The sequence below is a fragment of the Peribacillus frigoritolerans genome (assembly GCF_040250305.1).
GTDB lineage: Bacteria > Bacillota > Bacilli > Bacillales > DSM-1321 > Peribacillus.
The window spans coordinates 2995172-3010756 of record NZ_CP158190.1 but is presented as its reverse complement, the minus strand read 5'-3'; the positions used below and the strand labels follow the sequence as shown (position 1 = coordinate 3010756).

Here is a 15585-nt window from a genome sequence, read left to right as displayed (position 1 = left end):
ATATGAAAATTGGTATTTCTATGTACTATGGAATCATTTACCATCTGTATAAATATTACCATTTTACGGGTATCTACGTAGTTAAGGGATAGTACCCCATTCCCATTAAGAAAAGGAAAATCAATACCAAAAACGAGACAAAAGTGAATGGAACGAATACTGGCCATAGTTTTTTTGGATTTATTAATATATAAATTACATTGGTCTTATATTTTATTAATAATGTAAAGTTACTATTTTAATTGGTAAACACCATAAAAATTTATAAACAAGGAGGATATTTGTCGATCTGTTAAAAAAATACATAATTAGCTAAACGATAAATAGGAGGTATTGATTTTGAAAGGGAAATATAAATTTGCAGCGATGCTGACAGTTGTAACGGTAGGATTAACAACATCTTTATCAAGTGTACAAGCATTCTCGGAATCTTCAAATTCAGATAATAAACGTAAACCAGAGCTCGTTTTTCCAGTAATCAGTGATGTACATATTGATGATGGATCAACAGCTGATATGAACAAGTTCAGAACAGCCATGGATCAATTAAATAAAGCTGCGCCTAGACAGGATGCTTTTGTTGTCGTTGGGGATTTAACGGACTATGGATACGCTTCTGAATACGATAAGTTCTTCTCCATTTATAATGAGAAGAAACAAGGTGATGTCCAATCCATGTTTACAATGGGGAACCATGATTATTGGAATGGACTTTCCGTTGAAAAGGCACAAGATCGTTTTCTCGAGAAAACAGGAATGGATTCTCTTTACTATCATAAAAAAGTAAATGGATATGATTTTATTACGTTAAGTCCGGAAAATGGTAATACGCATGGTTTATATTCTGTTAATCAAATTAACTGGCTAGGTGAAAAATTAGCTGCAGCAGAAAAAGAAAATCCGGACCAACCAATCTTTGTTTTTCTTCATCAACACATTAAAGACACTGTGTATGGAAGTGACTTGTGGGGAACTCAGGAAAATAAAGAACTTTTATATGATACTTTAAAGAAACATCCACAGGTTATTACATTTTCAGGCCATTCTCATTATCCACTTGAAGACCCTAGAACGATTCATCAAAAAGACTTTACGTCAGTTGGCACGTCTTCTGTTAGTTATTTGGAATTGGAGCCAGGCAAACTTCAAGGGTTCCATCCAGAAGGATATCGGGATATTAGTCAAGGAATGATTGTAGAAGTTTATAATAATGAAGTTGTCATTAAAAAACGTGACTTTCATAAAGACGATTGGACTGGAAAACCATGGGGAATAAAAAATCCTTCTAAAAAAAATAAATTTAAATATACAGACGATCGAGATCAGTTACCACCGGTTTTTGCAGTTAAAGACAAGGCTTCGATTGTAGAAGAAAAATCGACACTAAGAAGTTTAAATGTAACATTTCCACAGGCAAAAGATAACGCACTCGTACATTCTTATCACATTACCGCCAAAAACAAGGAAACAGGGGAGCTGGACGCAGATTTCACCGCATTTTCTGAATTCTATTATGACCCTGTGCCAAAGAATTTAGAGTTCCCAGTTGCTGGACTTAAGCCAGGTACTGATTATGAAATTAAGGTACAAGCACTAGATTCATTTAACAATAGCAGTAAAAGGGTGTTACTGGCTGATGGTCAGACAAAAGCCCTGGAAATGGTCTCGGCACAAGCTTCTCCTGCTTTAGTAACGGAAGGTGAATCGACTGCACTCCAAGTGAAGATGAAAAATTATGGAAGTAAAAGTGTGAAAGGGAAAATTAAAGTTGATGCACCAGAAGGTTGGAGTGTGGAGCACAATGAACTTGAGTATGAGCTATCAGGAACTGAAGAAAAAATGTTGCCAATAAAAGCTACACCTAGCAAGGAGATTTCGGGTTCATCACAATTCAAGATTACTGCTTACGAGGGAGGCCAAATAATTGGCTCCAAGAATATAAATGTATTCGTCAACATGATGCTTGGAGAAAGTTTTGACCAATTAGAGTCTGCATTAAAGCCAGCAGTGAATGAAAACATTCCAAGTTCCATTCTCGGGTGGAGCCATACAGCTCCTAATGGCTGGTCGGTTACAAATAGCTCGAATATGCCAGCTGGTACAGAAGAGTGGCAAGGTTGGAGCTTCACAACAAAGGACTTTTGGACAAAAGCAGAAGACCAGGAGCGTAATAAATTTGAACTTGGTAAAGGTGTTATAGCAGTAGCGGATCCTGATGAATGGGATGATAACGGTTCACCAGCAGCAAAAGGCTTTTTTGATAGTACTTTAACTTCACCTTCTGTAAAAGTTGATGATGCAAAAGATTTATACCTAGGGTTTGCATCCCACTATAAACAAGAAGGAACGCAAACAGCTGAAGTAACTGCTGTCTTTGATAATGGGGAAAAACAACAAGTTCTCGTTTATGACAATAAAGCTGCTTCGGATAATAAAAATGGACATGTTTTGAATAAGTATGAAGTTAAATCGATTAAGGTTCCTGAAGATGCTTCTTCTATGAAATTACAATGGAGAATGCATAATGCGAAAAATAATTGGTTTTGGTCGATTGACGATATTAGATTGGATGACCAAATGATCGTTTCACCAAATTAATGAGAAGAACAGGTGAACTTTTTTTGAAATTTGTAAAAAGCGGACTTTCCTTATGGGGACGTTCGCTTTTTCTCTATGGCTCACAAACTCTGGGCAAATAGAAACTAATGTGTTGATATTTGAAAAATGAGAACTTACGTTCTGTGATAATTGTATGGATGCTTCAATTTTATGGGGTGGTTTCAATGGCTTGATAGATTCGTACTGATATTGAACGCTTAGACCAATTTGGTAAGGAGCGTGTATTTGCGTGGTTAAAAACTACCCTTACACCATTATTTAAATCAAAATCCATATTTCTTGAAGTGAATGAACGGAAAGCTAATAAAGGATTTCGCTGCATTTACTGTGGAATGGATGAAATTGTTCGCTTTGGTAAAACTGCACAGGATCGTCAACGTTATAAATGCAAATGCTGTGATAAAACATTTACGGAAACTGCTGATACGCCTCTCTATCATTGTCGAAAATCTGAAAAATGGATTGACTTTTTATCATGCTTGATTGATGGTATGAGCTTGCGTGATAGTGCCAAAGAAATTAGCGTTCATTACGTCACTCTATTCTACTGGAGACATAAAATCCTAACAGCCCTTGCACAAATCAATGCAAAAGAACTAAATGAAATCGTAGAAGTTGACGAAACCTATTTTTTAGAATCACAAAAAGGGGCAATCCCAACACACCGATCTTCTCGAAAACGTGGTGGAAGTGCTAAAAAAAGAGGTCTTTCCACTGAACAAATCTGTGTGCTGATTGCTCGTGTTCGAGAGAAAAATACATTCTATAAAGTCATTGGACGTGGAAAACCTACAAAAGATAGCTTAGAACTCCATTTAGGTAATCGGCTAGGAACAGATTTTGTTCTTTGTTCCGATGCTCTTAGAGGTTATAAACTACTTGCAAAGAAGCATCATATTCAACAGTATGTGTTCAAAACTGGAGAAACGTGTCAAAGGAATCTACCATATCCAAAATTCAATAGCTATCACTCTAACGATGGCTCAATCGCTTCTATGGTATTTCTACGAAATACCTAGAAGGTCATACATTGTTCAACTATCTTGATCAGCTAAGATTTGAGCTTGCAGTGGATGTGCTAATGAATAATGTCTCTGATACCAATAATGATATTCGTTTAAGACAAGTTGAGTACGTTTAATAGCTATTTGACGACATAGATGACTAATAAAGAATGTTATGAAATGATTGTTTAAGTGACTATAATAATAATGGAAGACAAGTTCCGATAAATTCCGTATAAAAAATATCGAGTGAGTAATAAATTTTAACGATAATATGTATTTGTAAAGGAGGGAAATGAATGTTACAAGAATTCAATAATTTAATGGATTACATCGAAACACATTTAACGGAAGAAATCTCTGGAAAAGATATATCAAATATTGTAGGGCTATCTGATTATCATTTTAAAAGAATGTTTTCGTATATGGCTGGAATGTCATTGAATGAGTATATCAAAAATAGGAGATTATCGGTTGCGAATGTTGAATTAATAAACGGAGCAAAAGTGACAGATATTGCTTATAAATATGGCTATCAATCTATAGAAGGATTTTCAAGAGCCTTTCGTGGATGGAGTGGTTTTTTACCTTCAGAAGTAGCTAAAAACAAAATTCAAAAATCATTTCCCAAATTTTCATTCTTTATAGATATAAGAGGAGGAATATCCATGGAATTCAAAATTGAAAAAAAAGAGAAGTTTAATATAGTAGGTGTATCGAAAAGAGTGCCAATTCAATTCGAAGGTGAAAATAATGCTATCTTAGAACTAGCCCAGTCAATTACCGAACAACAAAGAAAAGAAATGCATCAATTAGCTGATTTATATCCTCATCAAGTCTTGAATGTATCTTATGATTTTGATGATGGTTTCTTGGAAGAAAAAGGCTACTTAACTCATATGATTGGTTTTGCAACTACAAAAGAAAATCCATTCGATGATTTAGAGCAAATTTCTATTGAAGAAAGTTTATGGGCAATTTTCCCTAATCAAGGACCATTTCCTGCTACGCTTCAAGAAACTACCGCAAAAATTTATTCTGAATGGTTGCCTTCTTCAGATTATGAAGTAGCAGATATACCTGGAATTTCTTTTACAAAGCACAATGGTACATCGGAAAATGTATATAGCGAAATTTGGATGCCAGTAAAGAAAAAAGTTAGCGATAAACTCGGATGATTATGATATTTACAGAAGTGTTATTCCGTAAAAACTTCATTAACCAGATTAGACCAGTCAGTAGATATTGACTGGTCTTTTTGAATTTGATGAAAATCAGGATTTTTTCTGTGTATTTTAGAAAATTTTAAGATTTGTGTGATATGTTTTTTTAAATACTAAGAAAAGTTATCGTGGGAAACATTTTTTAATGCAAGAACAGCAGATAAACAACTTTTCTATAAAAGAGTAAACGAAAGATCGATACGGGGTGAAAATATTTGTCAATTAAAATGAGGTTTCTGTTGTCCTACGTTGGCGTAATTCTTATTTCCATCACTTTGTTTTTAGCAGCTGGATTTTTACTTATTTTTGCGATAACAGGTGATGTAAAAGCGATAGAGCATTTATACAAAAAATCTTATCTCCAAAAACCTTTGACTGCAGTAGAGGAAAGTGTGTTCCTCGATTTAAAGCTTTTGGCCAAAAATAACCCTGAGCAGCTTCTAAACGAAGAACAGCTGAAGAAGATTGAACATGGAGATATAAAGATTGTCGTTAGAAAAGGTAAAAACATTGAGTATGCGTCTCAAACACTAGATAAGCTAGGCTTGTTACAATCACTTCCCAAGTTCGAAGAAACGAACATCAATACGCGGGACACAATCAAAATGAAAGACGCTTTTTTCACTTATGTGAAGTTTGATTATTATTTTTCGGATAAAAGTGAAGGAAGCATTTTTGTATTGAGAAAGGCAAGTTCATATGCCGAGCTGACTCGAGAGCTCTTTCCCATTTTATTCGCTCTATTGTTATTACTGTTTGTAATGATTATTGGACTATTAAATTATTTAGTTTCACGTAGCATCATCAAACCGATCTCAATTCTTAAAGTAGGCGCAGAGCGGATAAAATCAGGAGATTTAAACTTTGAAATCAAAGCGACTTCGAATGATGAAATCGGACAATTGAATAGAGCGTTTGAGGAAATGAGAAAAAAGTTAAAAGAGTCCGTAAACATTCAGCTTCAGTATGAGGAAAATCGCAAAGAGCTTCTCTCCAATATTTCCCATGATTTGAAGACACCGATCACTTCGATTATGGGATATGTTGAGGGGATTAAAGACGGAGTAGCAAACACCCCACAGAAAATGGACAAGTATTTATCGACTGTATACCTAAAAGCAAGAGATATGGATTCATTGATAGATGAATTATTTTTATTTTCCAAGTTGGATTTGAAAAAAGAACCATTTACTTTTGAAACGGTCAGATTAGATAAGTATTTAAAAGACTACGTAGAAGAACTTCAACTGGATTTACTTCAACTAGGAATCCAGATTGAACTTCATCAGGTGAATAAACCGATATACGTGACAGCGGATAGAGAGAAACTGAAACGCGTATTGGCCAACCTGATCAGCAATTGTGTAAAGTATATGAATAAAGATGAAAAACACATTTCCATTTCTCTGCATGAAGGACTATATGATGTTGTTGTACAAGTAGCGGATAATGGCTATGGAATAGAATCTTCTGCTTTGCCTTATATATTTAACCGCTTTTATCGTGCTGAGGAATCTAGAAATTCCCGGACAGGTGGAAGTGGTTTAGGACTTGCGATTGCAAAAAAAATTATCGGCGAGCATGGTGGAGATATTTGGGCTACTAGCGAGATAGGAAAAGGTACAAGTGTCTTTTTTTCCATAAAGAAAGGTGAGGAAATGTGAAAAAGATATTACTTATTGAAGACGAAGTCAGTATTGCTGAATTGCAAAGGGACTATTTGGAAATTAATGATTTTAGTGTCGATATTCAACATACTGGTGATGCAGGTCTCCAACAGGCCCTTCAAGGAAATTATCATTTAATCATTTTGGATATCATGCTTCCAGGGTTGAATGGATTTGAGATATGCAAACAAATACGTGCTGTCAAGAATATCCCGATTTTGCTTGTATCCGCCAAAAAGGAAGATATCGATAAAATCCGGGGGCTTGGTCTAGGGGCAGATGATTATATTACAAAGCCATTTAGTCCAAGTGAACTAGTTGCAAGAGTGAAAGCGCATATAGCGCGGTATGAACGTTTATCAGGAAGTCACCCCAAATCTAACTCAATCTATGTTCATGGAATTTCAATAGATAAGTCAGCACGCAGAGTTCACATAAACGGAGAAGTGGTCCCGTTTACAACAAAGGAATTCGATACTTTAGTGTTTTTTGTCATGCATCCGAATCAAGTATTAAGCAAAGAGCAGCTTTATGAAAATATTTGGGGATTGGAATCGGCTGCAGATGTTTCGACTGTCACCGTCCATATCAGGAAGCTACGTGAAAAAATCGAAAGAAATCCTGCACATCCCAAATTTTTGGAAACCGTTTGGGGAGCAGGGTATCGCTTTAATGTTTAAATAGCATGTTAATGACCCGTCACGAAGGTGGCGGTTTTTTTTATAAACATTAAGAAATTTTATTAATAAGTTAATCATTTTTTAAGAAATTGTTTAGAGGGAGTTTAAGGTTAAGCATTAACATTATGAAGACGGAATAAGTAAGCAACTAAAAATAAAAGGGAGAAAAAACATCATGGAACCTAAAGAACATGTCGATTTGCTACATAAGAAAGACGGGAAATCCTTTTGCAGCTGTGAAGTACACACAGGGAAAGGATGGTGTGTTTCATGTGGAGACGGCTAACGATTGTCATCGGAAGCCTTTTCATCCTTCAATGCTGTGTCTTGGATAATGAAGTAGTGCTAAATAAACAAGAAAAGGAGACAGGAAAGGGAATGAATGAACTATTGATTCAAGCTGTAGAACGTAAAGAAACGGAAAGAATAAGAAGTTTGATTGAGCAAGGTGCAGATATAAATACACAGGACTCAGAAGGGCGAACCGCCACTATGATTGCGACTTATAACAATGATGTAGAGACGGCAAAAATCCTTATTGAAGCGGGTGCAGACGTCAACATACAGGATGACATGAAAAATAGCCCCTTCTTGTATGCCGGTGCTGAAGGTTATATAGAAATACTTAAAGTTGCGATTGAAGCGGGTGCAGACCCCACTATAACCAACCGTTATGGAGGAACGGCATTAATCCCTGCTTCTGAACATGGTTATGTAGAGGTTATTAAAGAACTTCTTACTAAAACTGATATTGAAGTGAATCATGTGAATGATCTCGGTTGGACCGCTTTGCTAGAAGCTATCATTTTGAATGATGGTGATGGAAAACAGCAGCAAACAGTGCAATTGCTAATAGATCATGGGGCAGATGTCAACATCCCCGATAATAGTAGTATGACCCCTTTACAACATGCCCGCGAGAAAGGGTTTAAGGAAATCGAACAAATTTTACTTACGGCAGGAGCAAAATAACCAGATCCCTATACTTTCAATTTGTAATGTCAATTGCACTACAAAAAAAACACAATATGATGAGGAGACGTAAAAAAATGAATAAAAAAGCAAAAATTTCATCAGCTATACTACTTGGGTTAACATTGGCCATAACAGGATGTAACACAAACGCACAAGACAATAATAGTGCTCAAAAGCAGGAACAAACTGCAAAACAGAGTAAACAAGAAAATAAGTTAACCGCAGGAGAGGAAATGACTAAAATTCTTACTAGCACGAATTGGCAAGGAACAAAAGTTTATGATAAGAATAATAATGACTTAACAAAGGAGAATGCTAACTTTATTGGTCTCGCGAAATATGACGATGAAACATCGAGATATGAATTTTTTGATAAAAATACAAAAGAAAGTCGTGGTGATAAGGGAACTTTCTTTATTACCAATGGGAAGATGCGAGTGTTAATTTCAGAATCGATGGGTTACCAAGCCGTTGTCGAAATAACAGAATTGAGTAAGGATATGTTTACTTATAAAAGAATGGGCAAAGATGCAAATGGTAACGACGTAGAGGTGTTTGTCGATCATATTCCTTATACTGAAACAGAACTTTCCTTTACTGATCCAGACAAAAATTTGGAAACTTACACAGGAGATGTAGTTACAGACGTTGATGGAGACAAAATTTTATCAAGCACCACATGGAAAGGTACAGTGGCATTGGATGAAAAGGGAAATGATGTATCAAGCTATAACTCGAATTATTTAGGTCTGGCAAAATATGATGATAAAACAAATAAGTATGAATTTTTTGATGCTAAAACCGGTGAAAGCCGTGGTGATTACGGTTATTACGATGTTGTTCATGGAAATAAGATTAGAGCCCATGTTTCACAAGGGGAAAATAAGTATGGTGCAGTTCTTGAACTTACGGAGCTTAATGAAAATAAATTCACTTATAAACGAATCGGTAAAGATAAAGAGGGCAAAGATATAACGATAACAGTTGAACATATACCTTATGAAGGTGATTTGAAGCTAAAATCAACTAAGTAAATAAAAAAGGGATTTTGCATTAATAGCAAAATCCTTTCTTGATATAGTAATAGAATGTAGTTCAAGCTTATTACGCGTTAAACTGTTCAACAGATGTTTCCAGGTCATTAGCGAGCTTTACCATCGAAGACGTTGAGAAGGAGATGTCCTCCATGGATTTCGCTTGTTGATCGGTTGATTGGGCCACTTGCTTTGAAGCCACTGCCGTTTCCCTTGTTAACCCTGCAAAATCTTCTATCGAAGCATTGATTTCTTGAGAACTTGCTGCCATTTGCTCTGTAATGGCGGATATTTCTTGAATCTGATCACTAACATGCTCAAAAGATTTTATGGTCTGTTTAAATGTTTCTCTTGTATTCAGGACAAATTTTGTCCCTTCCTCCACCTCTTTAGTTCCAGTTTCCATCATTTTCACTGATTCATTTATGATGGATTTAAAATGAAGTAGGGACTCTTGTATATTGATCGCAGATTCCTTCGTGCCCACTGCCAATTTCCGTACCTCGTTCGATACCACCGCAAAACCTTTACCCTGTTCACCGGCTCTAGCAGCTTCAATGGCCGCATTTAATGACAGCAGGTTTGTTTGCTCGGCAATTCCCGTAATTAAATGTACAATATTCACAATCTCATTTGCTTGTTCGTCCAATTTCTTAATTTCTGAACTTGTTTGCAGCATAACATCTTTTACTTGCAGAATTTGATTTGAGAGTTCATTAATATCTTTATTTCCAATGGACATTCTAGCTGAAACATGATTTGTCTGTTCGCTGACTTCTGAAGAAGCTTCGGCAATTTTTTGTATTCCTATGGTCATTTCCTCGATGACCCTCGATGATTCTTCACTTCTGTGCAATTGTACTTCCGCAGCTCCTGCAACTTGCTGAATGCCTTTAACGATATATTGTGTGGAAGTATCCATTTCTTTGATTTTGTGTTCGATATCACTTGATGACTCCAATAGCTGGAATGACGAGCTTTTCATGGAGTTGACGATCATAGTTGTATTGGTGATCATTTCTTCAAAGGATTTCACTAAAACCTTGATTTCGTCGTTCCCCTTAACCCTTGTGTTGCTAATCAGTTTATTGGCTGTTAATAAATTTCCATTTGAAATTTCCTTTGCAGCCATGCTGACCTTGAGAAGGGGGCTTAACTTTCTAGTCAAGAACCATATTAATGCACCCACTACGATTGCCATTAAAATTACATTGATTATTATCATCAGGGGAAGGATGCCACCCAGTACCTTGCTGGCCGTAGCATCGACTTTACTGGCATCAATATCCACCCCTAGTATTCCAATGACTTCGTCCCCTTTCTTTATGGGGACAAAAACGGATAAATAGTCACCATATTCAGGATCGTGAACGATGGAAGTGGTAGAAACCTTTCCCCTCATGACGCTTTCTACATCCTGATATGAAGTTGCGGTTGTGGGGGTTAAAATGGGAGATGCTTTTTTATCTTCCTTCCCCATTCCATCTATAAGAATATGTACTTTTTCGCTGCTTTCATCAATCCCCAATGTATATACATATAATGCTCCAGTTTTTTGTTTATAATCGTCTAACTGTTCGCGTATCTCCCAATATGTAGAGGTTTCGGATTGATTACTTAAAAAATCGGCATAAGATGTTGGATTTATTCCTTGGGCGATGTTGCTTGCGATGTCTAAGCTGCTCATAGCGATTGTTTTCTCAACCGTATCATTTGTACTTTTATACATCAATAGTAAACTTCCAATTAATGTAATGACCATGCCTGTTAAAAGAACAAAACCTATTTTCGTACTGAGTTTATTCATCTTTGTTTATTCCTTCCCCGTGTTATATATTAACCATGTTTTATATATCGGTAATAATTGAATATATTTAATGAGACTTTAAAAGCTTCGGGTGGAGTTTTTAAACTTTTATGTTAAAGCAGAATCTAAAGGAGTATGAAGGAATTGGAGAGGGGGGGAATAATAAGACCCTATGACAGTGCTAAGCCATTTTTTAAAGATGGTAGTGTCATAGGGCCTTTATTTTTTAAAGAAAGTCAGGTTTTGCTGTAGCCGTTATGAAGATATGCGTTTATTTTTCCGTTGAAGAATCCATATTTCTATTGCACCGGAGCCAAGCAATACTCCTGAAACAATGAAGATAAGTCCAATGAAATGTGCAGGAACAATGGCTTCATTAAGGAAAAATGCTGCACCTAACAAAGAGAATAAGGTGTTAAAGTTAAGAAATATCGATGATTCGGCTGCGCCTACCTTACCAATGGCATAATTATAGCTCATGTGCCCGAGGGCAGTGGCAAAAATCGCTGAGAACAAGAAAGCCCCCCAGATGGATGGCGGTGCCGTTGCCAATGAAGATAAGCCCTCTGGTTCCTTCCATAAGCTGATGGCAAAAAGAATAAATGACCCGATCAGCATCATGTAGCCGGTTAGTAATCGTGGATCCATGGTTTTTGAGGCTTTATTAATGAGTATGAAACTCAATGCCTGTGAAAGAATGGAAAGTAAAATATCCACATCTCCCAGATTAATAGAATGAAGTCCTCCACTTCCTGCCATAACGGTAAAACTCACGCCCAGAGCACCGCATATAAAGCCAAGAAGCCGGATTAAAGTGGGCTTTTTACGAAAGAATATCATGGTCAAGATGACAGTCAATATTGGCCCCATGCCCAAAATCAGTCCAGCATTCGAAGCGGAAGTCTTCGTCAATCCCTCAGCTAAAAAATAATGATGAAAAACGACACTCAAAAGTGCTCCTCCAAAAACGTAAAAAAGTTCACTTTTTTTAGGAAGACGTATTAATCCAAAGAAGAAAAGGATAAGGATGACGACAAGAGAAGCAGTGAAAATTCTCAATGAAGTGATTGTTACGGGCTGCGTATGCGCAACTAAAATTTTAATAACTGAGACATTTAACCCCCAAGTTATCATTATTCCGGTAAGTAAGATGTATATTTTCAAAAAACTCATTCCAAACAACCTTTCAAACTTATTTAACAATTGATATATTATACAACTTTCTCCAAATTAATAGCAAAGAGTAAAATTTGATTGAAAAGCCCTTGGATGAAAAATGAGAAACTATTAATCATAAAAAAAAGAGGGAAGAAATAATTCCTTCTGATTTCCCTTAATATTGTAAATTTAGCTGGAATATAATATAAAAATAGCAAATAAAAATAAAATTACAAATTATCAAACTTTTCTATTGTTTTTGGTAGGGTTTTCATTTACAATTTCCTTATGATTTACCAAACCGGTTTAGTAATTAACTAAATCGATTTAGCAAAAAGTGATATGATCAAATGTTTTTCTTTTTATTTGTGATTGTTCGAAAGAAGGAGGTACTGTATTGTCATCAAAATATGGTGTTTTAACGCTGGGCGACGCCATGATTACGCTAAATCCGGAAGAAACAGGACCTTTAAGATTCGTAACCCGTTTTGAGCGAAAAGTAGGAGGCGCTGAACTGAATTTTGCAATTGGCTGTGCAAGGCTAGGCATGCGGGCAAAATGGATAAGCCGTTTAGGCAAGGACGAGTTCGGCAGAGTTATCTATAATTTCGCTCGTGGGGAAGGCGTGGACATGAGTGATGTTGCCTATGTAGATGGATATCCAACATCCCTTAACTTTAAAGAAATCCGGGAGGATGGTTCCGGAAAGACATTTTATTACCGCTATCAATCACCCATTTTAACTTTAAAACCGGAAGATATAACTGAAAAGATGTTTGAAGAGATTGATATAGTCCACCTTACTGGAGTATTTTTGGCTATAGATCCCAAAAATGTGGATATTGCCAAGAGGGTAATGGACATTGCGAAACAAAAAAATATACCTGTTTCTTTTGATCCGAATATCCGCTTAAAGCTATGGTCCATCGAGGAAGCAAGATCAGTATATTGTGATATTTTTCCATATGTTGATATTTTGCTTACAGGTTTGGATGAAATAAGATTGATCATCGGAACTGACTCTAAAGAATCTTTGGCAAAATTCGCAAAGGTGAATGACATTGATCAGCTTGTCATCAAGGACGGGAAACATGGTTCAAAACTTCATACCAAAAATGAATGGCATGAAAAAGAAGCCTTCCCTGTTAAACCTGTAGATACTGTTGGTGCGGGAGATGGTTATGATGCCGGTTATATTTACGGATATCTTCATGGCTTATCCATTGAAGAAAGAATGACATTCGCAAATGGTGTAGGAGCTCTTGTCACAACTGTTGCAGGGGACAATGAAGGATTACCATATTTGGATGAAGTAATGCCATTCATACAGAAAGAGGCCGTTATAGAAAGATGACTGAAAGAAATGAGGGAAGGAAATGGCAACAGTTACGATTCAAGCCGAGGAAGCAAAAAGATTAGTCATACAACAGCTGACAAACGTGGGTTTAAATGAAGAAAATGCCGGGAAAATCGCGGAAGTATTGGTTCATGCCGATCTCAGAAATGTCAATTCTCATGGTGTTTTGCGAACAGAGCATTATGTGAACCGTTTACAGGCAGGAGGCATAAATCCCGATGCACAGATTTCCTTTCAAAAGACAGGGCCCGTTACCGGTGTGGTTGATGGAGATGATGGTTTTGGGCATGTGATCAGCGACGTGGCCATGGACCATGCAATCGAAATGGCCAGAGATAATGGCGTGGGCATGGTGACTGTTTTTAATAGCAGCCATTGCGGAGCACTAAGCTATTTCGTCCAAAAAGCTGCCGATGCAAAGTTGATTGGCATCGCGATGTCACATACTGATAAAATCGTGGTCCCGTTCGGAGGAAAAACATCATTTCTTGGTACCAACCCAATCGCTTACGGAGTTCCTGCCAAAACGAAGAAACCCTTTATTCTTGATATGGCAACATCCAATGTTGCACTGGGGAAAATCCTCCAGGCACGCGAAGAGGGAAAGGAAATCCCTGAAGGATGGGGAGTGGATGAAAATGGAGCTACGGTCACAGACCCGAATAAAGTCGTTTCCCTTTCCACTTTCGGAGGCCCGAAAGGCTATGGTCTATCCGTAATTGTAGATGTGTTTTCTGGATTATTGGCCGGTGCTGCATTTGGCCCGCACATTGGGAAAATGTATGACGATCTTGATAAGAAACGGAAGCTGGGACATTATTTTTGCGTAATTAATCCTTCGTTCTTTACTGATACTGATATATTTCTAGAGCAAATGGATCGAATGATCGAAGAGCTGCAACAGGTTGAACCTGCTTCAGGGTTCGATCGCGTTTATGTACCGGGTGAGATTGAACAAATCAATGAAGAAAAAAACCTGAAACAAGGTATTACGATAGCATCAAGTGTTTACGAATTTCTTACAAAGCAGGTGGGGAAATGAAAGCGGTTCAAGTACGTAAAGCTCATGAACTTATCATTCAAGAAGTGGAAAAACCCCAGATTTCGAACTCGACGGATGTCCTTGTAAAAGTAAAAAGCGTCGGGATTTGCGGATCGGATATGCATATTTACCATGGTACCAATCCCCTTGCAACTTTGCCTCGGGTCGTTGGGCATGAAGTAGCGGGAGAAGTTGTGGAGATAGGTCTAGGCGTTTCGGGCATAAAAGTTGGTGATCACGTTGTTATTGAGCCCATCAGTTATTGCGGGGAGTGTTACGCCTGCCGCAAAGGTCGCCAAAATGTTTGTGAAAAACTTTCCGTTTTTGGTGTGCATGAAGATGGTGGGTTGAGGGAATGGTTCGTCCTTCCCGAGAAACAATTACATGTTGTGGATTCCGCTTTAGCCTGGGAAGAAATAGTTTTGGCTGAGCCATACACAATTGGCGCACAGGCCGTTTGGAGAGGCGAAGTGGAGGAAGGGGAAACCGTGCTTATCCAGGGAGCTGGGCCTATTGGAATTTGCATATTAAAGATGGCAAAGCTTCAAGGGGCCTCAGTGATGATAACGGATTTAAGTGATGAACGTTTGGAATTCGCTAAAGAAAGCGGCGCTGATATCACTGTCCATGCGGGAAAGGAAGATGTTCAAAAACGAGTGAAAGAATGGACGAATGGAGAAGGTGCCAACGTCGTCATTGATGCAGTATGCTTGCCGATGACATTTGAATTGTCCTTCGATGTCGTGTCAACGGCGGGGCGGATTGTCGTACTCGGTTTTGATGAACGTCCTTCAGCGGTTTCCCAGCTGCCGATCACTAAAAAGGAAGTATCAGTGAAAGGATCTAGATTGCAAACGAACCAGTTTCCAAAAGTGGTTAAACTTTTGAATGAAGGCAAACTCAGACATGAAGGTTTAGTCACCCATACATTTTCGCTCGATGATATCCAGGAAGCATTTAATTTTGTTGAAAATCATCCCGAACAAGTTCGAAAAGCGATCATCGTTTTTAATTAAGGG

12 protein-coding genes are annotated in these 15585 nt (G+C 37.4%); 10 read left to right on the top strand and 2 right to left on the bottom strand.

Going from position 1 to position 15585, the window contains the following annotated elements; translation table 11 throughout:
- Positions 1-339: 339 nt before the first annotated feature.
- The 7 genes from ABOA58_RS14735 (at position 340) to ABOA58_RS14705 (ending at position 9202) form a co-directional block, all read left to right on the top strand.
- Positions 340-2598, top strand: a complete 2259-nt coding sequence (locus ABOA58_RS14735; protein ID WP_350298985.1) for a metallophosphoesterase — start codon at positions 340-342, stop codon at positions 2596-2598.
- A 305-nt stretch (positions 2599-2903) separates the two neighbouring features.
- Positions 2904-3638 carry an IS1595 family transposase gene (locus tag ABOA58_RS14730; RefSeq protein WP_434547735.1) on the top strand — a complete coding sequence of 245 codons (735 nt, stop codon included), beginning with the start codon at positions 2904-2906 and terminating at the stop codon, positions 3636-3638.
- A 284-nt stretch (positions 3639-3922) separates the two neighbouring features.
- Positions 3923-4801: an AraC family transcriptional regulator gene (locus tag ABOA58_RS14725; RefSeq protein ID WP_350298983.1), complete on the top strand. Its 879-nt coding sequence runs from the start codon at positions 3923-3925 to the stop codon at positions 4799-4801.
- 260 nt (positions 4802-5061) lie between these two features.
- Positions 5062-6510: a sensor histidine kinase gene (locus tag ABOA58_RS14720; protein WP_350298982.1), complete on the top strand. Its 1449-nt coding sequence runs from the start codon at positions 5062-5064 to the stop codon at positions 6508-6510.
- Complete coding sequence (locus ABOA58_RS14715; RefSeq protein WP_101225055.1) at positions 6507-7193, top strand: response regulator transcription factor; 687 nt, start codon at positions 6507-6509, stop codon at positions 7191-7193. The genes ABOA58_RS14720 and ABOA58_RS14715 overlap by 4 nt, the downstream gene beginning before the upstream one ends.
- A 270-nt stretch (positions 7194-7463) precedes the next feature.
- Complete coding sequence (locus ABOA58_RS14710; protein WP_434547734.1) at positions 7464-8165, top strand: ankyrin repeat domain-containing protein; 702 nt, start codon at positions 7464-7466, stop codon at positions 8163-8165.
- A gap of 77 nt (positions 8166-8242) precedes the next feature.
- Positions 8243-9202 (top strand): DUF4822 domain-containing protein, encoded by a 960-nt coding sequence (locus ABOA58_RS14705; RefSeq protein WP_350298981.1) that lies wholly within the window; start codon positions 8243-8245, stop codon positions 9200-9202.
- A 70-nt stretch (positions 9203-9272) separates the two neighbouring features.
- On the opposite strand, the gene ABOA58_RS14700 is transcribed toward ABOA58_RS14705, so the two are convergent.
- Entirely contained in the window at positions 9273-11009 is a 1737-nt protein-coding gene (locus tag ABOA58_RS14700; RefSeq protein WP_350298980.1) for a methyl-accepting chemotaxis protein, read from the bottom strand.
- Between the two features lie 255 nt (positions 11010-11264).
- Positions 11265-12182 (bottom strand): DMT family transporter, encoded by a 918-nt coding sequence (locus ABOA58_RS14695; RefSeq protein ID WP_350298979.1) that lies wholly within the window; start codon positions 12180-12182, stop codon positions 11265-11267.
- A gap of 382 nt (positions 12183-12564) precedes the next feature.
- Between ABOA58_RS14695 and ABOA58_RS14690 the strand changes: the two genes are divergently transcribed.
- From ABOA58_RS14690 to ABOA58_RS14680, 3 genes are read left to right on the top strand one after another with little or no spacing between them, the layout of a single operon-like run.
- Positions 12565-13521, top strand: coding sequence for a sugar kinase (locus ABOA58_RS14690; RefSeq protein WP_350298978.1), 957 nt, complete (start codon positions 12565-12567; stop codon positions 13519-13521).
- A 22-nt stretch (positions 13522-13543) separates the two neighbouring features.
- Positions 13544-14566 carry an ureidoglycolate dehydrogenase gene (allD, locus tag ABOA58_RS14685; RefSeq protein ID WP_350298977.1) on the top strand — a complete coding sequence of 341 codons (1023 nt, stop codon included), beginning with the start codon at positions 13544-13546 and terminating at the stop codon, positions 14564-14566.
- A complete protein-coding gene (locus tag ABOA58_RS14680) occupies positions 14563-15582 on the top strand; it encodes a zinc-binding alcohol dehydrogenase family protein (protein WP_350298976.1) in 1020 nt (339 codons plus the stop codon). The genes allD and ABOA58_RS14680 overlap by 4 nt, the downstream gene beginning before the upstream one ends.
- Positions 15583-15585: the final 3 nt, after the last annotated feature.

Excerpts from the sequence above, each read along its gene's own strand:
- ABOA58_RS14725 (WP_350298983.1), top strand. The coding sequence starts at position 3,923 with ATGTTACAAGAATTCAATAATTTAATGGATTACATCGAAACACATTTA.
- ABOA58_RS14710 (WP_434547734.1), top strand. The coding sequence starts at position 7,464 with ATGTGGAGACGGCTAACGATTGTCATCGGAAGCCTTTTCATCCTTCAA.
- ABOA58_RS14705 (WP_350298981.1), top strand. The coding sequence starts at position 8,243 with ATGAATAAAAAAGCAAAAATTTCATCAGCTATACTACTTGGGTTAACA.
- ABOA58_RS14700 (WP_350298980.1), bottom strand. The coding sequence starts at position 11,009 with ATGAATAAACTCAGTACGAAAATAGGTTTTGTTCTTTTAACAGGCATG.
- ABOA58_RS14695 (WP_350298979.1), bottom strand. The coding sequence starts at position 12,182 with ATGAGTTTTTTGAAAATATACATCTTACTTACCGGAATAATGATAACT.
- allD (WP_350298977.1), top strand. The coding sequence starts at position 13,544 with ATGGCAACAGTTACGATTCAAGCCGAGGAAGCAAAAAGATTAGTCATA.
- ABOA58_RS14680 (WP_350298976.1), top strand. The coding sequence starts at position 14,563 with ATGAAAGCGGTTCAAGTACGTAAAGCTCATGAACTTATCATTCAAGAA.